At 36.2% G+C, this 26,022-nt stretch carries 24 protein-coding genes and 3 pseudogenes; 1 reads left to right on the plus strand and 26 read right to left on the minus strand.

Annotated elements, in window-relative coordinates; genetic code table 11:
- Nucleotide 1: 1 nt before the first annotated feature.
- From atpE to Ana3638_RS21855, 20 genes and pseudogenes are all read right to left on the minus strand, one after another.
- Nucleotides 2–226, minus strand: a complete 225-nt coding sequence (atpE, locus tag Ana3638_RS21765; RefSeq protein ID WP_161839903.1) for an ATP synthase F0 subunit C — start codon at nt 224–226, stop codon at nt 2–4.
- Between the two features lie 35 nt (nt 227–261).
- Nucleotides 262–948, minus strand: a complete 687-nt coding sequence (locus tag Ana3638_RS21770) for a F0F1 ATP synthase subunit A (protein WP_161839904.1) — start codon at nt 946–948, stop codon at nt 262–264.
- 162 nt (nt 949–1,110) lie between these two features.
- Nucleotides 1,111–1,476 carry a hypothetical protein gene (locus tag Ana3638_RS21775; RefSeq protein WP_161839905.1) on the minus strand — a complete coding sequence of 122 codons (366 nt, stop codon included), beginning with the start codon at nt 1,474–1,476 and terminating at the stop codon, nt 1,111–1,113.
- A gap of 391 nt (nt 1,477–1,867) precedes the next feature.
- A pseudogene (gene gloA2 / locus Ana3638_RS21780) lies at nt 1,868–2,247 on the minus strand (SMU1112c/YaeR family gloxylase I-like metalloprotein).
- 361 nt (nt 2,248–2,608) lie between these two features.
- Nucleotides 2,609–3,418 carry an SDR family NAD(P)-dependent oxidoreductase gene (locus tag Ana3638_RS21785; RefSeq protein WP_161839906.1) on the minus strand — a complete coding sequence of 270 codons (810 nt, stop codon included), beginning with the start codon at nt 3,416–3,418 and terminating at the stop codon, nt 2,609–2,611.
- A gap of 182 nt (nt 3,419–3,600) precedes the next feature.
- On the minus strand, nt 3,601–4,485 hold the full coding sequence (garR, locus tag Ana3638_RS21790) for a 2-hydroxy-3-oxopropionate reductase (RefSeq protein WP_161840660.1): 885 nt from the start codon (nt 4,483–4,485) through the stop codon (nt 3,601–3,603).
- Between the two features lie 245 nt (nt 4,486–4,730).
- Nucleotides 4,731–5,666, minus strand: a complete 936-nt coding sequence (locus Ana3638_RS21795) for a transketolase family protein (RefSeq protein ID WP_161839907.1) — start codon at nt 5,664–5,666, stop codon at nt 4,731–4,733.
- Nucleotides 5,667–5,902: 236 nt separating this feature from the next.
- Complete coding sequence (locus tag Ana3638_RS21800) at nt 5,903–6,727, minus strand: transketolase (protein ID WP_161839908.1); 825 nt, start codon at nt 6,725–6,727, stop codon at nt 5,903–5,905.
- A 136-nt stretch (nt 6,728–6,863) separates the two neighbouring features.
- Complete coding sequence (locus Ana3638_RS21805; protein WP_161839909.1) at nt 6,864–7,544, minus strand: FadR/GntR family transcriptional regulator; 681 nt, start codon at nt 7,542–7,544, stop codon at nt 6,864–6,866.
- A gap of 174 nt (nt 7,545–7,718) precedes the next feature.
- On the minus strand, nt 7,719–8,480 hold the full coding sequence (locus Ana3638_RS27165; protein WP_408609533.1) for a beta-xylosidase family glycoside hydrolase: 762 nt from the start codon (nt 8,478–8,480) through the stop codon (nt 7,719–7,721).
- Nucleotides 8,481–9,301, minus strand: a pseudogene (locus tag Ana3638_RS27170) (glycoside hydrolase family 43 protein); the annotation flags it as partial.
- A gap of 57 nt (nt 9,302–9,358) precedes the next feature.
- On the minus strand, nt 9,359–10,207 hold the full coding sequence (locus tag Ana3638_RS21815; protein ID WP_161839910.1) for a carbohydrate ABC transporter permease: 849 nt from the start codon (nt 10,205–10,207) through the stop codon (nt 9,359–9,361).
- 57 nt (nt 10,208–10,264) lie between these two features.
- Nucleotides 10,265–11,152 (minus strand): carbohydrate ABC transporter permease, encoded by an 888-nt coding sequence (locus tag Ana3638_RS21820; RefSeq protein ID WP_161839911.1) that lies wholly within the window; start codon nt 11,150–11,152, stop codon nt 10,265–10,267.
- A gap of 348 nt (nt 11,153–11,500) precedes the next feature.
- A complete protein-coding gene (locus Ana3638_RS21825; protein WP_161839912.1) occupies nt 11,501–12,877 on the minus strand; it encodes an ABC transporter substrate-binding protein in 1,377 nt (458 codons plus the stop codon).
- 232 nt (nt 12,878–13,109) lie between these two features.
- Nucleotides 13,110–14,906 (minus strand): cache domain-containing sensor histidine kinase, encoded by a 1,797-nt coding sequence (locus Ana3638_RS21830; RefSeq protein WP_161839913.1) that lies wholly within the window; start codon nt 14,904–14,906, stop codon nt 13,110–13,112.
- A gap of 3 nt (nt 14,907–14,909) precedes the next feature.
- The gene (locus Ana3638_RS21835; protein WP_161839914.1) at nt 14,910–15,647 is read right to left on the minus strand and encodes a response regulator transcription factor; all 738 of its coding nucleotides are present in this window, start codon (nt 15,645–15,647) and stop codon (nt 14,910–14,912) included.
- 99 nt (nt 15,648–15,746) lie between these two features.
- Nucleotides 15,747–16,646, minus strand: coding sequence for an alpha/beta hydrolase (locus Ana3638_RS21840; protein ID WP_161839915.1), 900 nt, complete (start codon nt 16,644–16,646; stop codon nt 15,747–15,749).
- 472 nt (nt 16,647–17,118) lie between these two features.
- The gene (locus Ana3638_RS21845) at nt 17,119–17,544 is read right to left on the minus strand and encodes a hemerythrin domain-containing protein (protein WP_161839916.1); all 426 of its coding nucleotides are present in this window, start codon (nt 17,542–17,544) and stop codon (nt 17,119–17,121) included.
- Nucleotides 17,545–17,618: 74 nt separating this feature from the next.
- Nucleotides 17,619–18,731, minus strand: coding sequence for a glycoside hydrolase family 88/105 protein (locus Ana3638_RS21850; RefSeq protein WP_161839917.1), 1,113 nt, complete (start codon nt 18,729–18,731; stop codon nt 17,619–17,621).
- A gap of 161 nt (nt 18,732–18,892) precedes the next feature.
- The gene (locus tag Ana3638_RS21855; protein ID WP_281352850.1) at nt 18,893–19,186 is read right to left on the minus strand and encodes a helix-turn-helix transcriptional regulator; all 294 of its coding nucleotides are present in this window, start codon (nt 19,184–19,186) and stop codon (nt 18,893–18,895) included.
- A gap of 580 nt (nt 19,187–19,766) precedes the next feature.
- On the opposite strand from Ana3638_RS21855, the gene Ana3638_RS21860 reads away from it, so the two are divergent.
- A complete protein-coding gene (locus Ana3638_RS21860) occupies nt 19,767–21,929 on the plus strand; it encodes a HelD family protein (RefSeq protein ID WP_161839919.1) in 2,163 nt (720 codons plus the stop codon).
- A 189-nt stretch (nt 21,930–22,118) separates the two neighbouring features.
- On the opposite strand, the gene Ana3638_RS21865 is transcribed toward Ana3638_RS21860, so the two are convergent.
- The 6 genes and pseudogenes from Ana3638_RS21865 to Ana3638_RS26630 form a co-directional block, all read right to left on the minus strand.
- Nucleotides 22,119–23,027 (minus strand): acyltransferase domain-containing protein, encoded by a 909-nt coding sequence (locus tag Ana3638_RS21865; RefSeq protein WP_161839920.1) that lies wholly within the window; start codon nt 23,025–23,027, stop codon nt 22,119–22,121.
- A 191-nt stretch (nt 23,028–23,218) separates the two neighbouring features.
- Nucleotides 23,219–23,800, minus strand: coding sequence for a manganese efflux pump (locus Ana3638_RS21870; RefSeq protein WP_161839921.1), 582 nt, complete (start codon nt 23,798–23,800; stop codon nt 23,219–23,221).
- Between the two features lie 263 nt (nt 23,801–24,063).
- Nucleotides 24,064–24,555 (minus strand): siroheme decarboxylase subunit beta, encoded by a 492-nt coding sequence (ahbB, locus tag Ana3638_RS21875; protein WP_161839922.1) that lies wholly within the window; start codon nt 24,553–24,555, stop codon nt 24,064–24,066.
- A 4-nt stretch (nt 24,556–24,559) separates the two neighbouring features.
- Nucleotides 24,560–25,015, minus strand: coding sequence for a siroheme decarboxylase subunit alpha (gene ahbA, locus Ana3638_RS21880; RefSeq protein WP_161839923.1), 456 nt, complete (start codon nt 25,013–25,015; stop codon nt 24,560–24,562).
- Between the two features lies 1 nt (nt 25,016).
- Nucleotides 25,017–25,466 carry an SPASM domain-containing protein gene (locus Ana3638_RS26625; RefSeq protein WP_330587733.1) on the minus strand — a complete coding sequence of 150 codons (450 nt, stop codon included), beginning with the start codon at nt 25,464–25,466 and terminating at the stop codon, nt 25,017–25,019.
- 17 nt (nt 25,467–25,483) lie between these two features.
- Nucleotides 25,484–25,971: pseudogene (locus Ana3638_RS26630) on the minus strand (radical SAM protein).
- Nucleotides 25,972–26,022: the final 51 nt, after the last annotated feature.

The raw sequence follows: 26,022 nt of genomic DNA on the forward strand, positions 1-26,022 counted from the left end.
TTTATTTTAAGAATAAAATAATTAATACTGCGATAACAAATCCATAAATTGCTGTTGCTTCTGCTAACGCACAACCTAATAATAAAGCTTTGTTAATATCGCCTTTTGCTTCCGGCTGTCTTGCGATAGCCTCACTTGCTTTTGAAGTAGCAATACCGATACCAATACCGGCACCTACACCTGTTAATACTGCTAAACCAGCTCCTACTGCGATTAATCCTGTCATAATTTATTCTCCTATCCTAAATTTTAAATAATTTTTTATTCTTCCATTTTTTCTTTCATAAAAAGTGATGTTAAAAATACAAAGACATAAGCCTGTATTAAACCGTCAAATATATCAAAATAAAAACTGAACGGTATCGGTATAATGACCGGAACAATTATCTTAATTAATTCCATAATAACAAAAGAACCCAATACATTACCAAAAAGTCGCATACACAGGGATAACGGCCGTATAAACATTTCCAAAAAGTTTATGGGAGTCAGAATAGACATGGGTTCCGTAAAACTTTTCAGCCATCCTTTTCCGCCTTTTGCATGTATACCGGAATATTCAATTAAAATAATACTCATAATAGCGAGTCCGGCAGTAATGTTTAAGTCCTTTGTGGGAGGGGTGATTCCGAAAATACCAATTAAATTTGCACAGGTAATATAAATTAATACTGTACCAAGGTATGGAATATATCGTTTCCCTTCTTCCCCTAAAATATCTTCAAAGAAATTATTAATAAATCCAACCAAAGCTTCTACGTAGATTTGCGGTCCTTTGGGAACCAATTTTAAATTACGTACAAAAATTAGCGTCAGAATCATGATAAATGCCATTATTCCCCATGTCACAACTACTGAAGTTGGTACAGGTATCCCTCCAAAAATGGGAATGACAAAACTTATTTTACTGCTTAATTCTGACATTAACTCTGCTCCTAAATCCTCCATAGATCTCACCTCCTTTTGTTAAATTTTTACCAAGACGGCAGCCTTTTGTAAGGCAGTTCTACGCTCCTGTTTTTCGTTCTAAAGGCGCAGTTAATGAGCGGCATAATACTAAATTAATTTTGATGTTAGTATTATGAAATAAACCATTTTAAATTCATCATATTAAAATGAAAGCTGATAAGACAGAGCGCTCTTTTTACCGTCTTTCAACTGGATAAAATGCACCTGATAAAATTGATATCTCGATAGAAGTACTTTAATAAACCACCCTTTGTTATAAAGGATGAATGCAGATAGAAATAGAAAATTTAATATATAAAAATAGTAGAACACCCATTTTCTCACAAGAGAGCCTTGATGGCTGTCAGCTAATTTTTTTTCTGAATTTAATTCCTCGTTTTCGGTTACCGCTAACTTTTCATTGGAATATTTTGATTTATTGGTATTAGTACCTGATTTAGTCATAGTTTCACTGTTTAATTTCACGCTCTGACTATTACTTTCCAGGTTTTTTTTGTAAATTGCCATGGATGTATTCATATTATTATAATAAGAAAAAATAACGTACAAATTAAAAGAGATATAATAGCTGAAATATATAATTTATTTAATTGAAATACTTTTGTTAACATATTACATCCCTCTCCTCTCATCCAATTTTCGAAATTAAACATATAATATACCTCTCTTGGCAATCTGTCTAGTTAAAAAATCTCAAAAATGCTAAAATTGTTAAAAAACATAGAATTTTGCTGAAAAAGCTATTAAGTGTCAGCATTTTTTTTAAAAAATCAATACCGAAAGTAAAGATATATTTAGAATTTGTATATTTAAACGAAAAAGGCTGCAATAAAGTATGTTTTTTCACATAAATTTACTGTAAAAATCTATTTTTTAAAAACTGCTTTTGCGGATTACGTTACTCATGAAGTTCCAGGGGCAGTCCGTCGGGATCAAAGAAAAAGGTCATTTTTTGCCAGTAAACTCATCCAAACGTACTTCTTCCGTTTGGACTCCCTGCTTGTTCAATTCCTGTATGGCTTGTTCTATATTGGATACACGAAATGCCAAATGTCTAAGTCCACAGGCTTCCGGACGGCTTACTCTTTTAGGGGGATTTGGCATTCCGAATATTTCCAATTCACAATCACCCAAACGCAGATCAAGTTTATAGTCGCCCCGTTCCTGTCTGTAATTCTCGCGGATTACTTCAAAGCCAAGTTTATTAACATAAAACTCTCTGGATTTTTTATAATCTGATACAATAATCGCTACATGATGAATTGCATTTACTATCATAATTCCCTCTTTCCTGGGGCTTTTGCAAAATAATATACTTACCTTACTTGGGCTTTCTCTCCCTGGTAAGATAGATTTAAGATTTTGCAACGGCACCATCCGCATACTTCTCTTACTTGCTTCACCGGTCTATATATTACCCTACTTTATCATACTCTTAATTAAAAATAAATGCTCCAAAAGTATTATTATGATTCTTATTCCCGGAGTATCCCAAAAATTCGTATAAAAAAAGTATTAAAACAGTATAAATTCAGGGCTTTTTTGAAGAATTTTGTTGAATTTTAAGATAAAACAGTAAATTAGCCCCATTTCACGTAAGATCCATGGGGCATGTTACTGTTTAGCTAGAATGTTGTATTTAATATTTTGTATCATAAGGCCAGGGCTGGCCGCCTGCGATACATCCGCCGTCCACTCTGTATTCACAGCCTGTTATGTAGGAAGAAGCATCTGAAGCAAGGAGAATACATACTCCTACAATATCTTCCGGATATCCGGGGCGGTTCATGGCTATTCTGTCTAACAGATATTTGGAACGAACCGGGTGTTCCCAGGTAACAGTAGTTAAAGGAGTCTTAATATGCCCGGGACTTATACAATTCGAGCGGATATTATATTTTGCCCATTCCACTGCCTGGGATTTTGTAAATGCATAAATCCCGCTTTTCGTTGCCGCATATACGGAGCAACCCCCTAATACCCAACCAGTATTATGGGATCCGATATTTATTATACTTCCGTTCCTTTGCTTCATCATGTAAGGAGCAACTTCCTGGGACACCAGGAATACACCTTTTAAGTTAATTGCCATTATTCGGTCATAGGTATCTTCTTCTACATCCATGAAGCCTTCTCTTTTGTTAATTCCGGCGCAGTTTACCAGTACATCAATATGTCCGTAAGTATTTCCTATTTCCTCAACACAGGACTTTATATTATTCTTATCCAATACGTTTAAGACGTGGGTAGATGCTTTTCCGCCCTCAGCTTCAATCTGTCCTTTTACAACTTCTAATCTCTGCTTATCAATATCACAAAGAGCTACAGCCGCACCTGCCATCGCCAATCCTGATGCCAATTCACTTCCGATACCACCGGCTGCACCGGTAAATAATACAACTTTTCCCTCCAGGGAAAATAATTTTTCTAAGTTCGATCCAATTGACATTTTTAATCTCCTTTAAAGGTCATTTCTATTCTATTAATTGCGAAACTAATTAATTTTTGAGTATACCATACAATTAATACTTGTTTCTGGCATTTGTTGCCTCCTGACAGATTTGAGCCCTGAAAGCGTATTATTTGCATGGTATACAAACGATAATCTTGTTTGGCAATTACCTATAATATCTATTTACGAATTTCGGTTCCAGCCAGTTTTTCATAATACATAGCAATACCGCTGTGGTCATCCTGTCCGTGTCCGTCCGCATGTAAAGTCTGGAGCATTTCCATAACCAAAGAGGTTAGCGGAAGCGGTGCTCCTACTCCATGCCCGGTATCCAATGCATTACTTAAGTCTTTAATATGTAAATCAATCTTAAATCCCGGTTTAAAGTTTCCTTCTGTAATCATTGGAACTTTAGCGTTCATAACGGTCGAACCTGCAAGCCCGCCTTTAATTGCATCAAAAACTTTTATGGGATCAACTCCTGCTTTAGTACTAAGCATAAAAGCTTCGGATACAGCTGCAATATTTAAAGCAACAATAACCTGATTTGCCAGCTTGGTCGTATTGCCGGCACCGATATCTCCGCAATGAACGGCACTGGCACCCATAACCATTAAAATATCATACACTTCATCAAATACGGTTTTATCTCCGCCTGCCATTATAGATAAAGTTCCGTCAATTGCTTTTGGTTCTCCTCCGGATACAGGGGCATCTATCATTTTAACTCCTTTTTCGGCACATGCCTTGCAGATTTCCTGTGATGCCAGGGGAGCAATCGAACTCATATCAACAAGAATGGTACCTTCCTTTGCTCCTTCTAAAACACCGTTTTCCCCTAAAACTACAGTTTTTACATGAGGGCTGTTTGGCAGCATGGTAATAATTATTTTACATTCTTCTGCAACTGCTTTCGAGGAAGCCGCAGGTATTGCACCTGCTTTTGTTACATCGTCCAGATTATCCTTCATTACGTCATAAGCAACTATTTCATATCCGGCCTTTAAAAGATTCTTAGCCATGGGTTTACCCATAATTCCTAATCCTATAAATCCAATTTTCATTATTTTATCCATATGGGACTGTTGAAAATCCTCTAATTTATTAACTGGGTCCAGCATATAACTTTCCTCTCCCAAGTAAGTAAATTTTAAATTTTACACCGGTCTCATCGCCACATATTAAAATATAAATAAAATTTAACAGGCTGTAAGATTTCAAATGTGGCATCCTTTCTCTGTTTTATTTTCTTTCAGCCTTATTTTCTTTTATGTAGTCAAAGCGGATATTCTTAGGTCCGCTAAACTACTTATTTGTAAGGTTCTACCATTTTAAGAATCGATTCCACAATATGCTCTTTGGTCAGCTTGTAATATTCCAGAACATCATTATAATTATGGCCGCTGCCACCAAAAGTATCTTCAACACCTACAAATTCAATCGGTTTACATTCTTTGCAGAGTACTTCTGAAACAGCACTGCCAAGACCACCAACTATACTGTGCTCCTCTACGGTAACAACAGCTTTGCAGTCTTTTGCCTGTTTAATAACAGCTTCTTTATTCATTGGTTTAATGGTACTGACATTTACAACTTTTACAGAAACTTTATCCTTTAATTCTTCCGCAGCTTCCAGAGCTTTACCAACCATAATACCGGTTGCAAATACTACAATGTCACTGCCTTCTTTTAAAACACTTGGAATACCGATTTCAAACGGTTTATCTTCCGGTGTGACGTTCTCATAGTCATTACGGTTTAATCTAAGATAACAGGGGCCATCCAGTTCCACCATAGCTTTTACTGCCTGTACTGTTTCATTTGCGTCGGCAGGACATATAACTGTCATGTTAGGAATAGCCCGCATAATAGCCATATCTTCTATAGCCTGGTGCGTAGCACCGTCACCGAAATCGGACATGCCGGAAGAAGATCCGCAGATTTTAACATTTAATTTTCCAATAGCTATTGTCTGTCTTATCTGATCGTATGCCCGCCCTCCTGCGAAAACTGCAAAAGAATTGGTAAAAGGTATTTTACCGGTCTGTGCCAGACCTGCTGCAACGGAAGTCATATTGGCTTCCGCAATACCCATTTCAAAATGTCTCTCCGGATATGCAGCCTCAAATAATTTGCCCATGGTTGAGCCTCCAAGGTCCGCATCCAGAACAACAATTCTCTTATCCTCTTTACCTAATTCAACTAATGTGTTACCATATGCCATTCTTTGATTTGTATATGTCATTTTTACACCCATTGCATAACCCATCTGCAGAAAATGGGTTACTGCCACTTATAAGAATGCGAAACATGTTTCGCAGGTTGAAAGAAGTCTTTCGTGGCATCCTTTCTTTTCTTTATATTTTCTTTCAACCCTCCTGATTCGATACCGCATAGCGTTTTCCGATGGAATTCCAATGAATTTCATTCTGGAGTTCTTCTATATAATTTTGGCTTTTTAAAATTCTTTTTTACACCTGCTTAGGATAATTCTTTCAATGCCTGTGCATAATTTTCTTCCGTCAGCATTCCATTATGAAATCCTACGACGTTTTCAGCAAAGCTGACACCTTTCCCTTTAACGGTATGTGCTATTATGACTGTCGGTTTCCCTTTAACCATATCCGCCTCATCGAATGCGCTAAGGATTTCTTCCATGTTATGCCCGTCTATTTCAATTACATTCCAACCAAAGCTTTCCCATTTGGGAATAAGCGGATAGCTGTTAAAACGGTCCGTTACTTTACCATTTGCCTGTAATCCGTTATTATCAACGATCGCAACCAGATTATCCGCTTTAAATGCACTGGCAGCCATAGCAGCTTCCCAAATCTGACCCTCTGCGCTTTCACCGTCTCCGACCAGTACGTATACCTTTCTATCAATGTGATCCAGTTTCATACCTAAAGCCATACCAAGTCCGATGGACAGACCCTGACCAAGTGATCCGGTTCCTGCTTCAATACCGGGAGTTTTTAAGACATCCGGATGACCTTGTAAATAAAATCCGATTTCCTTGGTCTTCTTTAAATCTTCAACCGGAAAATAACCGGATTCTGCTAATGCTGCATATTGTAAAATCGCAACATGCCCTTTGCTTAATAAAAAGCGGTCTCTGTCTGGCATCTTTGGATTTTTCGGATCATGTTTCATTTTGTGGAAATACAATGCCGATACAATATCCGCTGAGGAATTGGAGCCTCCTATGTGGCCAGCAACCCCCACACCAATGCTGATTACAACATCCTTTCTTAATTTTTTCGCCTTTTGATTTAATTCATCAATCAACTCTTTACTATACTTCATTTTTATCCTCCTTTAGGTTTATAAAATTAATTATTTAATTTTTTGTATGTTGTTTGTTGTTACTTGTCTAACAGGTATGAATAAAAAATAAATTTGTTACTATTTATATATTCATTTACCTACAATAAATAACCATCTATTTGTAATACTCACGATTATTCATTAGATGCTTCTTCATATATTCCCTGGCTTTTAATTCATCATGTGCCTCTATGCTGTCAATTAATAACTGGTGGTATTGTTCCGCATATTCCGTACCCATTTTGGTAATACCATCATACATGGCTGCTTCCAGAATGTCGTCTAAAAGGGCATAAGTTTTAATAATCAACTCATTGCCGGTCATTTCACCAATCTTGCAATGAAACGCCAGATCATCCATAGCGAATTTCTTAATATTATTTTTATTGGATAACATTCTAGTATAAATATTTTTTAATTCCGTAAGCTGTTCCCCGGTAGACCGGATAGCCGCTAATCCTGCTGATTCCGTTTCAATCATCTCTCTGAATTCAATTACATCAAGGAAAGAATCTTTATTTAAATACATTGCCGGCATTAAGGCATTTAAGGAATCACCTGCTTCTAAAACTCTGACGTAGGAGCCGTCCCCCAATTTGGTTTCAATTAATCCAAGAGCGATTAATTTCTGTAATGACTGTCTGACCGTCATCCGGCTCACTCCAAAACTTGATGCAAGTTCATTTTCTGACGGAATCTTATCGCCGGGTTTCCATTCACCCTCTATAATGGCTTTCTTTAGTTGATTAAATACCTGTTCGCTTACGTTTACCTTATTAATTGGTTTTATAACCATGAATTCCTCCGTAAAATTTTGATGCAACAGCTTACAATCTTTCCTGTCTAGATGTAAGCTGTCTTACAAATTTTCTTTTATTCTATTATTGCACTGATATTCCATTCTGTCAATTGGTTTCCTGTCATAAATCCAACTATTTCATGAAAGGAATCCTGTCAGATTCTATTTTGTCTAAATTTCTTTATATTCGAAATAATCAAAATCAGCAAAATTACCCTGTCCGGATAAATCCTGGCAGCAAATGCCAATAAAGGCACCGGTAAACATAATATGACCCGTAGGTGCATAAAAATCATCGGAAAGTACGGTAGCATCCAGAGTTTCTCCGATTTGAAGAAACGTTTTATTATCCATGGAATAAGAAAAATAAGCCTTTTCTTTCTCCGTCGTCAGTCTTAAATAAACTTCTCCCTCTGCCGGTATTTGAATTCCTACGCCAATGGGTTGTGTTCCTTTGCCGAGAACATTGGATATTATGCTTAATACCTTCCCCTCAATCTCATCTTCCGTAATATACAGATAATAATAACTTAAGGAATCGTAATAATAAACCAAACCGGCCATTTGCTGGAAGTTCTTTGGATTAAAATCTACCTTTGTTGTTACTTCACAATAAAAAGCCTGCTGCCTGTGAGCTAAAAGTGACTGGTGAAAACAGGAAGTAAAGGATTCTTTCCCATATAAACGCAAATATCCGGGACGTTCTTTCAAAGATGCTCTTTCCTCCAATGGTACCCGTAAAGTCTGTAAATGAATGCTCCAGGTATCTTTCTCAAAGTCTTCCATCAGATATTTCTTAGGCACGGTTGAATCTGCCGTAACTCCGGCGATTTCTACTGTTTCACTGGGTGAATTACCGCCGTTAGCTAACCTTAACCACCCGTCTTTCCATACAACCTCTTCCAGTGCCGTTTCACGTCCCAAAATGCACATGCGGTCTTTTCCCACCGGTCTTCCGCAAAGATGCACCATATACCATTTTCCGTTATGCCCTTCCGTTAAACTCCCATGACCGGCTTTCTGAATGGGCTGATTTGGGTGATGTAACGCGGTAATAACCGGATTACAGGGATCCACCTCATAAGGTCCTAAAAGATTCTTACTTCTTGCCATTGTAACAGCATGTGCATATTCCGTACCGCCTTCTGCTGTCATCAAATAATAAAAATCATCATGTTTATAAATATGCGGGCCTTCCGTTAACCCCAGGGGAGTTCCTTTAAAGATAATTTTCGGTTCTCCGACTAAACACTGCTTCTCTTCCGAATATTCCTGCAAGACAATTCCTCCGAATTTTGAGTTCCAGCGTCTGTGGTCCATTATCATATTAACAAGATATTTTTTACCGCTGTCATCATGAAAAAGGGATGGATCAAATCCGCTTGAATTCAAATAAATAGGTTCAGACCAAGGTCCTTTGATATCTTTTGCCGTAACCAGATAATTATGAGTATCTTTAAACATCCCAAGAAAAGATTTCACATCCGTATAAATAAGGTAAAAAGTCCCCTTATCATAGGTAAGACAAGGTGCCCAGATCCCGCAGGAACTCTGGTTGCCTAACATATTTAGCTGAGAAAGCCTATTTAGGGATGACCGATCAGTTCCCAATGGATTAGATCAGTGGAATGATGTATCTGCACTCCGGGGAACCATTCAAATGTCGATGTTGCTATGTAATAATCACTGTCTACCCTGAGAATGGAAGGATCAGGGTTAAATCCTGTTAAAATTGGATTCGTTGCATACGCCATAAATTCCTCTCAATCCGCCGCCTGGGGCGGCATCACTAATAGTATTTGAAGATCATTTTAACCTTTTAAGCCGGTTGTTGCAATTCCATCCACAAAATATCTCTGACAGCAGAAAAATAAAACTACCACCGGTAAAACCGCAACACAAGCCATTGCCATAACTTTATTCCATTGTACCACAGTTTCTGCATCCAGGGAAAGACGTAATGCTAAGGAAACCGTATATTTTGTAACCGTATTAATATAGATTAAAGAATTAAAGTAATCATTATAGGTCCAGAGGAATTGAAATAATCCGGCTGAAAACAGTGAGGGTTTTAATAAGGGAAGCAAAATACCGGTAAAGGTTTTAAAAGTCCCGCAGCCATCTATGTAAGCCGATTCGTCCAGGTCTTTCGGCAGACCTCTTAAAAACTGGATTAACATATAAGTAAAAAACGGATAACAGGCAAATATGGCGGTGAGGTAAAATGGCCAATAGGAATCTAATACTCCGAGGGATCTGTAAATCGTATATCTCGGTATTATAATAACCGCATTGGGTAACATTAAAGTTGCAATCAGTACCGCAAAAAGCAGTTTCTTTCCGGGAAATTCAAAACGGGCGAACCCATAGGCTACCAGGGCACTGGAAGCAACGGTGAATAATGTAGTCGGAAGAACTAATATAAAGGTATTTAAGAAAAATCTGCCGTAAGTTACACCTCCCGCACTCTTCCATCCATCCGGATAGGCTTTCCAGTTGAAACTGGACGGCAATAATTTAAGAGATCCGAATATTTCTTCGTTACTTTTAAAACTTGCGAAAAACATCCAAATAAGAGGATATATCATAGCAATCCCGATTAGTATTATCACACCGTAGATAACACGTTCGGTGATTTTTTTTCTTGATTTTCTACTCATGAATTAAAACCTTCTTTCCATTAAAATGAAATCTCATACAATCTGAACTTTAAAATTTTATTCATCTCCATAAAACACCCAGAACTTTGAGGTTGCAAATAAAATCACTGTGACAAATAAAATCAGTAAAAATATTACCCAGGATGTCGCAGAAGCATAACCCATCTTATAATAAGCAAAACCATCATTATAAAGTTTTAGGCCCAGCATATAGGTTGATTTAACAGGTCCACCCTGGGTGATAACAAATGCCGAGGTAAAATTCTGCAGTGCATTAATTGATTGCATGATAACGGAAAAGAATATAATAGGAGTAATCTGAGGAAAGGTAACTTTAAAAAATGTCTTAACTTTGTTTGCGCCGTCGATTTGGGCTGCTTCATATAAAGATGCCGGAACCTGTTTTAATACGGCAAGAAACATAACCATGGAAGAACCAAACTGCCAGACTTCCAATAAACTTAATGTATTCAGTGCAAATCTGGGATCTCCAAGCCAGGAAACGGATTTTATGCCGAAAGTGCTTAAAATTGTATTTATAAAGCCATTATCCATAAATAATAATTTCCATAGTATCGCAACAGCAATACTGCCTCCGAACAGTGACGGCAGATAGAAAATTGTTCTCATGATGCCGATACCTTTTCTGGCTTTATTTAACATTACCGCTATAACTAAGGACATTATAATCTTACCCGGTACCGTAAATATAGTATATTTAATTGTTACACCAAGGGATTTGTAAAATTCTTTATCCTTTGTAAATAAACTGATATAATTATTTAAACCGATAAAATTCATTTTACCGAAAGCATTGTAATTGGTAAAAGAATAATACAGGGAAGATAAAAATGGATATAACTGCAGGAAACTAAAGCCGATCAGCCAGGGCAATAAATAAAAATATGCCTGATAACCTCTCTTAGCAATAACTGATTTTTTCATTCCGTTTCACCTCTTGTCTTTAATAAAGAGTTTACATAAGCAAACTCTGCACTGGTGGTATCTCCTAAAAGATAAAATGGGTTGTTGCAAATTCCAAATCATACTACCTGCAAAACGCATTCAATACGCAAGTTCATGAATTAATTCTTTGCAATAACCCATTTTCCCCCAATTATGAATTTAATCTTATAAGTAAGTCCTTCGCTTCTTAGCGAAGCGTAAGCGGTGGGTTTAAGACTTACTAGTTTCAGTCGGAGGGTAGGCTCCGACTGAAATGCCTGCGCAGCAGGCATAAGGTTATGAGCTAGTAGCGGATTTCGAATATCCGCTTTAACTTGATAGCCGTTTTTATTGTAATGCAAGATAATCATTTAATAAGGAAATAACTTCTTTTGCTTCGTCAGCGGGCGTTTTAGCACCGTAGGCGACACTTTCAAAAGCATCTTCCAGTATAGCTGTAACTTCAGCACTTGTTGTCTTTCCTGAATCAGAGAGTCCGTTATACTGCTGGCTTATATCTACACACATTTTGGTTAAAGGATTTAAGGAGCCTGCTTCTTCCGTAATCTGCTGAGCTTTTGCTGTCGGTGGTACGGAACGAACGGTACCTAATGTTTTCATTGCATCTTCATTATTAAAGAAATAGTCTACGAACATAGCTGCTTCTTCCGGATACTTGCTTTTTGCATAAATACCTATATACTGAGGACAGTCGTTAAACCAGCCGTCACTTTTTGCATTTGACATAACCGGCATATTACCTGCAATATAGTTGGCGTTAGGATTAGCAGCCTGCATAACGTCAGCTGATGAGGTATAACCAATGGTACATACATATTTTCCTGCTATCCAGTTCGGATCATCCTGGTTGCTTGTACCATAGGATGCCATATAGGATAGTGGAGCAGCTGCTTTGTTGTCATATAAAGATTTTATGTATGTTAAACATTCTTCAAACTGCTGTTCTGTCATGTTTAATTTATTATCTTTGCTGATAATCGCATCACCATTTGCCTGTCTTGACCAGGTACGCATAATAAATGCCGTCATATAAGTTAAATTACCGGAAATTAAATACATGGACGGATCATATTCCTGAACCTGTTTTCCCCATTCTATTAACTGATTCCAGTCATATTGTTTGGTGAAATCGATTCCGATTTTATCGGCTAAATCCTTATTAACAACAATAGCACTTCCGGCTTGTCCGGTTGGCATTGCATATTGGCTTCCCGAGCCGAACTGACCGTTGTTTTGTAAGAATGTAGGATCAAAATTAGAAAAATCAATACTGGTTTCAGATAAATTTAAAAGCTGGCCTTGTCCATAATATTCCGGAGCTGCACCTGTTTCCAATTGCATAATATCCGGAGCGGTACCGGAGGCGAACTGTGTCATAAGCTTATCGTTGTAACCATCTTGGGAACTGTATTCGGCTTCAATGGTAATCCAGGGATATTCTTTTTCAAATTGGTCAATAACTGCTAAGGTAGCTTCATGTCTCGCATCACCACCCCACCAGGAGAAACGAAGACTTACCGGATCATGTTTTTCTGCCGTTTCAGCACTTACTGTACTGTCTGCGGCAGAATTCGTTTCTGTAACAGCATTTGTTGTTTCATCTGTATTGGCAGTGCCTGAGGTACTTTTTGAACCACTGCAGCCAACTAACGATGCCGTCATTGCCATAGTAAGAAACAAAGCAACAATTTTTTTCTTTTTCATAATGAAACCCTCCACTATATTATTTTTATGAGCGGTTACCCATTTCGCATTTGTGAACCACTTCAGTGATATCATTCTATCATCCGGCAGGAATCATTAAAAGGTACACAGTCTAATATAAAGATTCATATTTTACGCATTAAAAACCGGATGGTATCATTTTTATTTTTTTTTATTCATTTATTGCAATATTGCTAAGACGAATCATGTTTTTCCTCTGTTTTTCGTGATATTACACATAACTTTTCTTAATTTCTCCCGTTTGTACAGGTATCCTAAAGTAAATTCCTGTACCCATATCTTTTTTGCTTCGGATGTGTAATTTACTCCGATCCCCATAATGAAGTACCAATCTGCGGTTTAAGTTCGTTAATCCAATGTTCTTTGACGAGGGATCATTGATTTTAATATACAGCTCGGCAATTTCATCTTTCGTCATTCCACAGCCGTTATCAATAACTGCTATGTTTATTTCATCATTCCTTAAGTACCCTTTTATCTTAAGATAACAGCGCCGTTCGGTAGATTTTATTCCGTGGTTAACACTGTTTTCAACCATTGGCTGCAGCATAAGACGAAAAACCTGATGATCTAAAATCTCATCATCTATTTCAAAATAGGTGATGATGATATGATTAAACCGGATCTCCTGAATCTGAAGATATGCCTTTAAATAATTAAGCTCCTCCCGTAAGGTTACAGGCTCCGTCGGATTGGTCAGAGCATATTTAATTATTCTTGACAGTTCCTGTATCATGGTATGGAGGGTGGATTGGCCGCCTTTTTCTTTTAATACTTCTAAATCCATTGTCTGCAGGGTATTAAAGATAAAATGCGGGTTAATCTGCAGCTGTAAAGCCATAATTTCCGTAATTTCATTCTGGTGTTGTTTTTCCATTAATTTGGTCTGCATCTGACTGTTTTTAATGAATAGAAAAAGAATATTATTCATAATCAAATTGTATTCATCTTTTACGATCAACTGCGGTTTTTCTATGAACTCTCCCCGTTCAGCCGCACTGAAAACATCCACCAGATAAGTAATATGTTTAAATGCACTTTTGGTGGTAATCCAAGCCAGAAGCATAACAATCAGAAAATTTAAAAGGAGGATTGCCAGAGCTAACTTTAGAAAATCCAAGAGACTGTCGGCAAAAACATCAAAAGATATCATGGATACGAAATAAGTCTCATAATAAGCCGCAGGTTCTATGTAAAACAGATAATATTTTCCGTTAATATTCACCCATTCCTGATTTTTACTGAACTTACCCTTAGCTTCATATTCCTTAATAATATCTGAGAAAAAACCTTTTTTGGACGTTACATCGGACGCTGTATCCGGATTGCTGGCAAATAACGTATCACCTTTTTTATTTAAATAAAAAAAGCTCTGGCCCGAATGATAAAGCATATTGTCAATCATCATTCCGAAATTCTTTGCGTTGACATTCACTACTATAACACCCTTGGCATATTTCATACGCTGATAAATAGTTATAACTTCTTTAGCTGCTTCATAGCTGTATCTTTTCAGCCACCTGGTCTCAACAAATTGCTCGTCCTCTTTGGGAATCTTTTTATAATGATTAAACCAATCTTTATCAAAATAGGTTTTAATAGATGCCAGCTGATCGGAAGAAGAAGCCAGAAAATTATCTCTGCCGTTTATGTAGAGATAAACGGAATTGATATAAGGATAAGAAGTCTCTGAACTCTTTAAGAAGTTTTCGATAGCATTCATAAATACTACATCTTTAAACTCTAACTGAGCATGACTGAGCAATTTCTGAAGTGCCAGTTTATATTGGGCACTTCCCATCATAACATCCTGTTGGTGTATGGTACTGTAAACAACATATACGATATTGTCATTAATACTTTTTAAGGTATTGGCTCCTTGTTTTTTAAGTTCCTCCTGCTGGGTATAAATATTCATGAATCCCATTATGATAAAGAGAAGCAGCAACGGTATAAACATGATAATCGCAAATGTACGGAATCGTTTCATAAAAAATTTACGAAGCATACCTTATCTGTTCTCCTTCCTGATTCCATTTCTAAAATCCATGGGACTAACATTATAATAGGTTTTAAATGCCCTTGAGAAATTTTTGGGATTATCATAACCTACATAAAATGCTATTTCATAGCTTTTATAGTTAGGATCCAGCAAAAGTTCACTTGCCTTTTCCATTCTGATTTTATTTAGTTTTTCTAAAAATCCGCTGCCGGATTTTTCTTTATATATTTTCGATAAGTAGTTTGGACTAAGCCCTACTATCTCCGCAGCTCCTTCCAAGGATGCTTTCTGGTAATTGTTTTGAAGGTAATTATCCACACGTTGAATTATCTCGTTATAATAAGTTTTCGGCCGATTATCCATTACTTTATTAGTTTCATCTAAGTTCATTCTGATTTTCTCAAAACAGGCTACCAATTCTTCGTAACGGATGGGTTTTAACAAGTAATCGCTGATCCCATACTGAATTCCGGCACGCATATATTCATAATCCTTATAACTGCTGAACAATACAATTTTTATATGAGGAAAACGTTTCAGTTCTTTTGTCAGGCTTATTCCATTCATTACAGGCATGGAAATATCCGTCATCACAACATCTACCGGCTCCTCCTCCACATAGGACAAAGCGCTGTCGGCATCCGTAAAACGCGCAACAACCTCAAATCCAATATTATTCCATGGAAATAACTCCGATATACCGTCTAAAATTTTTTCCTCATCATCGACAATGACTAAATGATACATGTATCCACCCTTTCCCACATTAAATTTATCACCGGTTTGGCTGTTATAATCCGGACACTTATAACCAATACTAAGAAAATTAACGGTTTTGTCTTTCTATCATGGATTAATTAAATATTTTCTTAAGAATTTTTCCTCCAAGTTATATATTTCCTCTGATTCAAAGTCTGCCAAATTATGCCTTGCCCCTCGGATTATATGATATTCTGCCCTGGTAAGGCCTGCAGCCTGCTTAATCGCAGTAGCTAATGTCATACTTTGTAAAATTGGAATACACTGATCCTGGTTACCATGAAAAAATAAAAAAGGAGGGCAGTTTTTATTCACATAGGTATGTGGATCTGCTAATTTTACTAACTCAGGAACCTCAGCCGGTTTTCTACCTCCGAAAAGCATCCCCTCCATAGAATCTGCTTCTCCAACCTCCTTAAAGGAAGGTTCCAACCCGAGAGTATCCAGTTCTTCTTTTAAAACACCAAGATTACTGGGGCAATAAACTGCGATAACCGCCTGTACTTCACTGGTTACCTGTGCATTTCCCCATGTTTCTTTATCTTCTAATTTACCGCAGGAAGAGGATGTTGCACATAATGCAGCATAATGAGCTCCTGCAGATTCTCCCATAAGTGCCACATTAAAAGGATCTAAATCATATTCACCTGCGTTGGCTTTAATGTAACGGATTGCCGCCTTAATCTCATCCACCTGTATGGGAAACTGTTGTTGATAGCTTAAGGAATAATTAATACTGACCACGGCAAATCCTCTTCTCAGGAGTTTTAAGGCCGGTTCTAATTTATAGGAGCTTTTATTACCAAAGTACCAACCCCCTCCATATATATCCATAATTACCGGATACGGGCCTATACCCGTATTAGGAAGATAAATATCCAGCTGTCTTCTTTCGTTTCCTTTAGCATACTGGATATTTAAATATTTACGCTGTACAAATTCTGTTTTGGCCGGTATATGTATTCTCTTATCATCAATAAATTTCATAAAATAACTTTAGCGCATCCCTCTGAAAACAGAGAGAATACCGCTTCTCCTCTTAATTTATTATTATTTTAGGTAATTGCAAAACTCCGATAGTGTTACTATTTGTGATACATCTTATAAAATCCTAATTAATTATTTAACAAGTCAATATGCTGAAGATTTTCGACATAATATTCTATTTTTTATTACAATTATAACACAATTAAATTTTTAAAAAAACAGAAAAACCAAGGAAGCATAAAAATGAATACTTTTCATAAGTAAAACACCTTGTATTCCGTTACTTTGATTAAATTATCCAAAACAGAATTAATACACACCAACGGAATTTAAGAAACTTTATATTCCCAATTAGAATCAGGGGTAAACTCTTATTTCAAGCAGGCATTCTATATGTTTCCTTTGCTTTTGCGAGACGAAAAAGGAACCAGCAGCACTAAAAATGTTACTTAGTGTTTTACTGGTTCCTCTTTCACATATTTTTAATTTTTATTAAATGATACAATTCATCATCTTCTTTTTTTATGCGCTTTTTCAAAGCTTCCATCATATTTTTTGTATCCTGAACAAATATATCTAATTTTGCAGTAATCTTAGAGCCCACATTGTAGCTGCTTTTATATTCGGAGTACGTATTTGCCAAGTCACCCATTTCCCTTATGTATTGACTTGCTATCAGTTGAATCTCTTCGTCTTTTGAATCCAGTAAATCCGGATATAAAAACTTGTCTTCTTCTATTAAATGGATTTTAAGCAATCCGGCCAGTTTACTGATATGTAAAGCTGCTTCAGCCGTATTTATTGATGTACTGCTGCCTTTTTTTATTGCAGATTCTATAAAGCCGATCTCTGCTTTAATTAATTCATGCTGCCGATTTAGATTCGTTAAATTTATCATAGGTACCTCCACCATTTTTATTTGATATTATTATAATGGCTTCAGTATGATTCGTATGTTGCAAAAGCAACAAATTAATTCAATGCTTCACAAAGAGCTACCAAAGCCAATGATTGTCCATACGCCATGGGTGCCAGCATGATATTTTTATAATGTTCTTTATCCATACCAATTCCGGTTCCGGCGGATACATTTAATACCGTTCCGTCAATATCGATATTTCTGCATATTGCTTCAATTGCCTTATCCGCTTTTATTTTATAAGAGCCATCAAGGATTCCAAGCTTTATACCTTTTAAAATACCTGTTGCTATAGCAGCCGTACCCGAAACTTCTTCGTAGCTCGTTTTATCATCCAGAACCGTATGCCAGAGACCGCTTTCCGGTTGTAAGGTTACCAGCCTGTTAACCTGTGCTTTAAAGGTATCTTCCAAATACCTCTTTAAACCGCCGTCCATATGTCCATGAAAAGCCTCAATAAAATCTACAATGCCAAAAGTAAACCAGGAGTTTCCCCGGCACCAGAATACTTCACCGAAATTATTATTTTCTTTAAATGTCCAGCCATGGTAAAATAATCCTGTTTTTTTGTTATACAGATATTTAATATGTAAAAGCACCTGATGAATGGATTCTTCAATCCAATCTTTCCGGTTATATTTATGTCCCATTTTATTTAAGAAAAGTACAGCCATAAACAGCGTATCAATCCACAATTGTTCTTCATGCCGCCCTACTGCATTCCGGTTACCAATGGCACTGGTAACATGTTCAAAACCATTCTCTTTTGTTTTAGGAAGTTCGTTCATTAACCATTCTGCCCTTTTCATACAAAGGATTTCATAATCTGCATTTTTAAATTCGTCCAACAGATCAACTAAAGTAAGAAGAGGCGCAGTTGTATTAATATTAGCTGATGGAAGTCCTTTTTTTATGTTAGCTTCAAACCAGTTCTTAAAAAAATCCATGTACTTATCCTGACCCAGAAAAAGCTGCAGTTTATTCAGTCCATACAATCCAACTCCTTGAGGCCAGTCCCATTCTTCAATACCGAAATCACGTGCAACCAAACCGGTTTTTCTGGCATTTTCCGAAGTTGTTTTATCACTGTCATAATCTGCACCTCCCAAATTCATTAATTTCTCAACTATGAGATAAATCTTTTCTAATAATAATTCATTTGTCATTTTATTTGTTATTCCTTTCAATTAATATATTTCATATATAACCGCTCCTCCGCCGGTGTAAGAATGTGTAAGTTATTCCAACCTGCTCTAACAAGAATATCGTAAATGCTATCTAAATTAAATAAAAAAACTTTGTTCTAAGTTCAATAAAGCGACCCGTTTTAAAAAACATTATCAAGATATTCTTTTGGTGTATATCCGGTATATCGTTTGAACACCTGGCTGAAGTAATGCGGGTTATTTCCGAACCCAACCTGCCTGACTATATTTTTTATGTTATCAAAAGAATATAGGTTTAACAATTTTTTGGCTTCTTCCATTCGAATTCCGTTCAGGTATTCGGAAAATCGTATTCCTTCTTCTTTTACAAATTGCTTGCTCAAATAACCGACGCTGATAAATAAATAATTTTCAGCAAGCCATTTGAGTGAAAGTGATTCTTCGTTATAATGCATTTTGACATAGGTTTTTAAAGTGGCAATGGTTGATTTATTTTTTATCTCCGTATGCTCCCTAAAGAAATTCTTTGCTATAATACCTTGCAGCAGTTCCTGTATCGCTTCAATTGATGAGCAGGAATAGAGCTTTCTGAAAAAATCACCGGCGATATCGATTGTATCTTCATTTTGCGCGGTATCCAGCCGCAGAAATAATGCAACCGCTAAATTACCAAAACAGATTACTATATTTTTTTATCATACAAAATGAACCGGGACTGCTTCGTCATATACTGAGCAATTCCGGTTCATTTTAATTGTCTATATAAATTTTAGCGGACATACCGACTATTCTACGGGTCAAAGAGAAATAATAACTAATAATGTACTGCTTAATAATACATGGATAGTATGATAGGCGTAGACCGTACTATGGTGATGGATGATTCACTGCAATCACCTTTCCTCCCATTATAATTATATCAAATCTAGTCAATAACAACAAGACTGTTTTTCTGAGGATAGTTATGCTAGAGTTATTGGTGACGGTTTTGGAGGTAATTTTCCTGCCGATTCTAAATAAGGGGTGATTTCCATAATGGAAAACAATCAATCAGAATTAAATTTTGAAAAGGAACGATTAGAAAAAACAATAATGTTAGCAAAAAAACAGCTGAATCAGGCCAGACAGAAAAATGAAGAGAATAAATCAGCGATTATTTCTGCCAAAAAGGAGCTGCGTGAAAATACGTCACACTCCATTTCAGCTCTTTGGACTTCAGATGGTTTTGAAGCCCTTGCTGAATTAAGTCAATATCTGAACCCCGTTACAGATAAAATCGTAGACTATGAAGAAGTAGAAAACAAAATCCTGCTGCTGGAAAATTTAATTAAATCTCCTTATTTTGCCCGAATTGATTTTAAATTTGACGGTGAGGATATATTTGAAAAAATATATATCGGACGCTCTTCCTTAATGAAAGACAATTCCTACGAAATGTATGTTTATGACTGGAGGTCTCCAATAGCAAGCGTCTTTTACCGTTTTGTAATGGGAAAGGCATTTTATGATGCCCCTGGCGGACGGATAACAGGGGAGGTTAATTTGAAGCGACAGTATGAAATTAACAATGGCGTATTGGAATATTTTTTTGATGCCGATGTTCAAATCGTAGATGAATTTTTGAGAAAGCTATTATCCCAAAATACTTCTTCTAAAATGAAAACGATTGTAGAAACCATACAGAAAGAGCAAGATATTGTTATAAGAGATATGGAAAATGACTTAATGATGGTGCAAGGAGTAGCCGGAAGCGGTAAAACATCCATTGCCCTTCATAGGGCTGCATATCTTATGTATCAAGGTCTGTCCTCTAAACTGTCCTCTAATAATATTATTATTATATCGCCAAATTCATTATTTGAACAATATATTTCTAATGTATTACCCGAACTTGGAGAAGATAATGTTGTTTCTGTGGTATTTGAAGAAATGCTTACTACAATATTGCGGAATGAACAGATACAATCAAGAAACCAATTTCTGGAAAACCTGATCACAAACTCCGGGTATCATGACATTATAAAAAGCTGCATAGAATTCAAAACCTCACATCAGTTTTTAGAAATTTTAAATCTCTTTCTTTGTGATTTGCCACATAGATGGATAGCGTTTGAGGATGTCTATTATGATGGTCAGTGTATTGTAAGCAAAGAAATACTAAAGGAGAAAATATTGGGGAGAAAAGAAGTTCCTTTAGGGATGAAATTAAAGCAGCTGGAAGAGTTTATTTTGGAGTTAATATACGAGTCAAAGAAAATTCGTATAAAGAAATCAGAAGAGTTTATTATTAAAAATCAAATACAGAAGTTTACCGAACTGAATGTATTAAATCTGTATAGGAAACTAATTAGTGACAGAGAATATTTCTATCGTTTATCAAAAGACTCTGAGCTTCCGGACTGTATAGAAGATATTTTAATATTCACAGAAGAAAATTTAAGTACCAGTTTTTTATACTATGATGATGCAGCCGTTCTCGCTTACTTGTATTTAAAAATTAACGGAACCAACTATTATAAAAATATAAAACAAGTGGTAATCGATGAAGCACAAGATTATTATCCCCTGCATTATGAAATATTGAATATCATGTTTGCAAATTCTAAATTTACGATTTTGGGGGATATAAACCAAACTCTTGAAAAAAAAGAAGATTTATCCCTATACGGACAAATTAGAGAAATTTTAAATAAGAAAAAATCATCTCTTGTTACCATGGATAAAAGTTTTCGCTGTACGAATGAAATCTTGATTTATAGTTCAAAATTCATTAAGCAAAGTATAGAAATAAAGAGCTTCAACCGAAAAGGGGATGAGCCAAAAGTCTTTGCGGCCGACAACCAATTATCTCTTAATGAAATGATTATTTCAGAAATTAAATTCTGTCAGGAAAAAGGATACCAATCAATCGGATTAATTTGTAAAACCGAAAAAAATGCTCTTTCTTTGTTTGAATGTTTAAAGGACAGATTGGATGTTACATTAATAAAAAATAAAAGTGAAGCAGATTTGCAAGGTGTATTTATTATTCCTGTGTATATGTCAAAAGGGCTTGAGTTTGATGCTGTTTTAATATGTGATACCGATATTACAAATTATTACAGTGAAGATGATAAAAAACTATTATACATCGGGTGCACAAGGGCACTTCACAGGCTCAATCTGTTCTCCAAGGGAGAAGTAAGTCCGTTATTATAAAATTGCCATGTCAATAAGTTGTGTAATTACTATTAACAGTCTATCAGCATGTAAGGATTATTAGTGAGATTGTAATGTGATTTGTATTTTATTAGGTGTTAAATTTTATAAAATCCCGGATAGTCCGGAAAGGCTGAAAAATCATTGCTTTCACCGCATATCCGGGATTTTTATATTAAAAACTTATTTTTAATTCTCAGGCAAGATCTTCTCTCCGTCAAAGAAGAATATGCCATAACCACTTCCGGTCTTGCCGCCTGCCATCAGGTGCTCTGCATAAGCTTTTTGTAAAGAGGTATTCTGTGGCAGCTCATTGGGCGCCTTCATACTGTCTTTTCCAAATACCCTCCAGGCATTTTCAAACTTCTCTTCCGTCTCACTTTCAATATAAGTAAAATCCTCCATAAAGCTTCGGATATTCAGGTGTTCCGGCAAAAATTCCCTGTGCTGCGGATACAACAGCCAGGAATTACAAACCATGGGAATCGGTTTACCGCCAAAATCATCTTTATAAAATTCAAACGCTCTTTTATAGGAATCCAGCCGCTTTTCTTTCGAGAAAGAACCGCTGGAAGGAATATGCATATTAATAACCCTGTCACCTTTTTTCAGGATATTACCATCCACCTCATACTGATTCAGTTTAAAATCAGAGTATTCATACTGCAAACGTCCCAATGCAAACCTGGTCATCTGATAAAAACCCGGATACCATGATCTTACGAAAGTTCCCCAAATACCGTAAACCTGATAACATTCCATCAGTTTGAATTTAAGATCAGACATAGAATCCCAATATATCTCTTCCGGTATTTCTTCCTCTTTATATTTAACAAGCAGCTCTTCCCCGCACCAAAGCATGAGCATCAGTGACATCGTATAACTATGGACGTTCATAGTTTCAGCCAAAACATCCAATTCGTCATAAACCCCATCCGTTTCCCCGCTCATAAATCGGTCAGCCAGTTCTTTAAGCTTCTCACGGTGCCCTGTAACATGCTCAATTTTTCTGCACAAGTTAAGAAAAACCTCCTGCGCTTCCTGTGGAAATTCAATTTTTTCCATGAAATATTTAATAAAATCCAGTTTACTTTCCATTTATCTACCTGCCTTCTCCTGCTTTTTAGAAATTGGTCCGCCGCCAATAGATTCAAGCGTTTACTTTGAATCACTGTTCTACCTGATTTTTCTCAGTTATGGATAATTCAATCTTATTTTATACAACTGCAAAATAAAAGTCAAATTATCTTTTAACCCGCTTGTATTGATTCTTTGACAATACCGGTTTTTTAGTTAAAGAAACCCATAATGCCCAATAGTAATACCAGAACTGCGGAAAAGGTCTCTAATACCTTTGAAAGTTTTTGAGATGTAATATGCCTGCCGAATACACAGCCTGCTTTTATAAAAATAAAACTTGCCGCCGCACAAATTACCGGTGTAACGGAAACCGACATACCTGCAATACCCGCTCCGATTCCCATCCCCATATTATTTATACTTAAAAATATGCCAATCAGCAAGGATTCCCTGAGCTCTATCACTTTGGAATTATCCTTATCAACGACAGATGGATCCTGCGTATACTGATGCTCCCCTTTTTCGTCAGGATGCAATGCATTAAATAACATATAAACCGCAAGACCAACAAGTACGATACTGCCTATTATGTCAGCAACATGTACGGAAACAAAGCCGCCAAGTGTTTTTCCTATAAACATGGAAATCAGGGTGCCGCATAGGCAAAGAATTGAAATAAAGAAATTGGAAGAATTGCTGATAATAACTTTTTTAATCCCATAGTTAAAAGCAATTATAAAACTGTCGGCAGTTGCCGCAAATGTCAGAAAGACAATCATTAATATTCCCATAAGAAAACCTCTATCAATTAGTCGTTGTTTATCTTATGCGAATGCTGTCGTTTTGTTTACCACTACGGCCAAAACAATCAAAATTGGAATGGTAATAAAAAAGAAAAGACATATAAAACTCCTCCTTTAATACGCTATTTGTCTTTTCTTTTTTATCATTTTATTCATTTCAAACACATGGGGCGTTTAACCATATTTTATAGATTTTTAAAACTCTCGCTTCTATAACCCTGTTGTTCTTTTCACTGCCCGTACCCATTTTTTTAATAGTTGTTTTTATCACTTTTTATACCGGAATATAACATACTGCTCTTTTTTAATTCTTTCGTACTATATAAAACTTCATAGTTACTGATATTTGTCATTTGAGATATCTGCTTAATGATATCATCACATAACTCATAACTTACAGAATGAATCATCGTATAAATATTATAATTCCAATTTTTTAATATCTCCCGTTCGTAACAATGGCTTACCTGAGGAAATGAAATCATAATATCCGAAACCTCTTTTATTCTTTCGGCAGGTACTGCCCATACCACCATAGCATTAGCCAAAAAACCTACTGTTCTGTGGTTTAATACCGCACCAATCCTTCGCAATGTTTTATTATTCTTTAATTCAATCATATAATCTAATAATTCATTTTCCGGAATTCCTATATCATCGGCGATTTTTTTATATGGTTCAGGTATTAAAGGAAATTCGTGCTGCAATTTAAAAATAATCTGTTTTTCCCTGGAATCATCCATAACCTTATGCTCCCTCAACATTTAATTTAACATTAATTTTGAAAGTTCTCAAAGAATTCAGAACTAATATTTCATCGATTCCTGTTTTTGTTTTAATCTCATTGATATGATTATCAAGGCTGGACTGAGAAGGTTCAATCAATGTAAACCACATATTATATTTGTGGTTTCTGAGATAATTATGGGTAACATTAGTATAACTGTTTACAATATGGGCAACTTCTTCAATTTTATTTTCAGTTACTTCCATTCCACATAATGTGCCTGTATAACCTAAATTCTTTGAATCGAATGTACCGCCGAATCTGCGGATATATCCCTGTTCTTTTAATTCTTTTATCATATCCAGTACTTCATCTTCTGACTTTTCCATTTTTTCAGCTATGGATAAGAAAGGTCTTGATTCCATAGGAAGGTCATTTTGAATCATATTAAGCAATTTACTATATTTGTCTTCCATATTAACTGATTACTCCCTCATAAATACATAAAGAATCTTCTGCCATGTAATCACCATTATAATAATATGCTGCTCTGGCACGGCATCCGCCGCATAGTTTTTTATATACACATAAGCCGCATTTATCCTTATATGCCAATGTACGTAAATTCTTTAATATAGTATTATGCTCCCATATCTCATTAAAAGGTTTTTTTCTTACATTATCAATTGGTATATCCAGATATGCGCAAGGCTGTACATCACCTTTCGGATTAATGATACAATAACTGATTCCGGCAAGACAACCCTTGGCAAACCGGTAAGGTACTCCCTGCTGTTTTGCAATTCGCATAAATTGGGGTGCACAGGTAGGTTTTACTTCAATGTCAACTTCCTTTTGTTTATTTACTATATTGGCTAATAATTCTTCATGCTGCTTTGCACTTAAAAATTCTTCTTTTATTTCCAATGCCCGTCCAGTAGGAACTATGAAAATATATGATGGGCAGTAGCCCCTATTTCAACTGCAAAATCAGTAATATCCAGTATTTCTTTATAATTCCAGTCCATTACAGTAGTATGTATCTGAAATCTCAACCCGGCTTCCCTGCAATTTTCCATACCTTTAACGGTTTCTTCCCAGCCTTTTGAAAGTCCCCTGAAACTGTTATGTTTTTCTTTGTCCATGCTGTCTAAACTGATACCTATACCCATAACTCCAACAGACTTTAGTTTATAAGCCGTTTCCTGGTTTATTAATGTGCCGTTGCTGCCTAATACAGGGCGGAGTTTACATTTGGCTGCGTGCTCTATCAATTCATATATATCAGGCCGCATTAATGGTTCCCCCCTGAAAATATCATAATTTTAAAACCGGCTGCTGAAATTTCTTCTATTAGTTTCTTAGCCTCCGAAGTATTAAGTTCATCATTAAATTCCGTCCCTGCATCACGATAGCAATGTTTACAGGTCATATTACATCTGTTGGTTGTATTCCAAGAAATAATCAACTTTTTAACCTCCCG

It is taken from the genome of Anaerocolumna sedimenticola (assembly GCF_009931695.1).
GTDB lineage: Bacteria > Bacillota > Clostridia > Lachnospirales > Lachnospiraceae > Anaerocolumna > Anaerocolumna sedimenticola.

Excerpts from the sequence above, each read along its gene's own strand:
- Ana3638_RS21865 (WP_161839920.1), bottom strand. The coding sequence starts at position 23,027 with ATGGAAAGTAAACTGGATTTTATTAAATATTTCATGGAAAAAATTGAA.
- Ana3638_RS21795 (WP_161839907.1), bottom strand. The coding sequence starts at position 5,666 with ATGACATATACAAATCAAAGAATGGCATATGGTAACACATTAGTTGAA.
- Ana3638_RS21820 (WP_161839911.1), bottom strand. The coding sequence starts at position 11,152 with ATGAAAAAATCAGTTATTGCTAAGAGAGGTTATCAGGCATATTTTTAT.
- garR (WP_161840660.1), bottom strand. The coding sequence starts at position 4,485 with ATGAAAATTGGATTTATAGGATTAGGAATTATGGGTAAACCCATGGCT.
- Ana3638_RS21825 (WP_161839912.1), bottom strand. The coding sequence starts at position 12,877 with ATGAAAAAGAAAAAAATTGTTGCTTTGTTTCTTACTATGGCAATGACG.
- Ana3638_RS21785 (WP_161839906.1), bottom strand. The coding sequence starts at position 3,418 with ATGTCAATTGGATCGAACTTAGAAAAATTATTTTCCCTGGAGGGAAAA.
- Ana3638_RS21835 (WP_161839914.1), bottom strand. The coding sequence starts at position 15,647 with ATGTATCATTTAGTCATTGTCGATGATGAGGAAAAAATTTTAGACGGT.
- Ana3638_RS21845 (WP_161839916.1), bottom strand. The coding sequence starts at position 17,544 with ATGATAAATTTAACGAATCTAAATCGGCAGCATGAATTAATTAAAGCA.
- atpE (WP_161839903.1), bottom strand. The coding sequence starts at position 226 with ATGACAGGATTAATCGCAGTAGGAGCTGGTTTAGCAGTATTAACAGGT.
- Ana3638_RS21850 (WP_161839917.1), bottom strand. The coding sequence starts at position 18,731 with ATGACAAATGAATTATTATTAGAAAAGATTTATCTCATAGTTGAGAAA.
- Ana3638_RS21775 (WP_161839905.1), bottom strand. The coding sequence starts at position 1,476 with ATGGCAATTTACAAAAAAAACCTGGAAAGTAATAGTCAGAGCGTGAAA.
- Ana3638_RS21870 (WP_161839921.1), bottom strand. The coding sequence starts at position 23,800 with ATGGGAATATTAATGATTGTCTTTCTGACATTTGCGGCAACTGCCGAC.
- ahbB (WP_161839922.1), bottom strand. The coding sequence starts at position 24,555 with ATGGATGATTCCAGGGAAAAACAGATTATTTTTAAATTGCAGCACGAA.
- Ana3638_RS21805 (WP_161839909.1), bottom strand. The coding sequence starts at position 7,544 with ATGGTTATAAAACCAATTAATAAGGTAAACGTAAGCGAACAGGTATTT.
- Ana3638_RS21830 (WP_161839913.1), bottom strand. The coding sequence starts at position 14,906 with ATGCTTCGTAAATTTTTTATGAAACGATTCCGTACATTTGCGATTATC.
- Ana3638_RS21815 (WP_161839910.1), bottom strand. The coding sequence starts at position 10,207 with ATGAGTAGAAAATCAAGAAAAAAAATCACCGAACGTGTTATCTACGGT.
- Ana3638_RS21840 (WP_161839915.1), bottom strand. The coding sequence starts at position 16,646 with ATGAAATTTATTGATGATAAGAGAATACATATACCGGCCAAAACAGAA.
- Ana3638_RS27165 (WP_408609533.1), bottom strand. The coding sequence starts at position 8,480 with ATGTGCATTTTGGGACGTGAAACGGCACTGGAAGAGGTTGTATGGAAA.
- Ana3638_RS21860 (WP_161839919.1), top strand. The coding sequence starts at position 19,767 with ATGGAAAACAATCAATCAGAATTAAATTTTGAAAAGGAACGATTAGAA.
- ahbA (WP_161839923.1), bottom strand. The coding sequence starts at position 25,015 with ATGGAAGACAAATATAGTAAATTGCTTAATATGATTCAAAATGACCTT.
- Ana3638_RS21800 (WP_161839908.1), bottom strand. The coding sequence starts at position 6,727 with ATGAAGTATAGTAAAGAGTTGATTGATGAATTAAATCAAAAGGCGAAA.
- Ana3638_RS21770 (WP_161839904.1), bottom strand. The coding sequence starts at position 948 with ATGGAGGATTTAGGAGCAGAGTTAATGTCAGAATTAAGCAGTAAAATA.
- Ana3638_RS21855 (WP_281352850.1), bottom strand. The coding sequence starts at position 19,186 with ATGCATTATAACGAAGAATCACTTTCACTCAAATGGCTTGCTGAAAAT.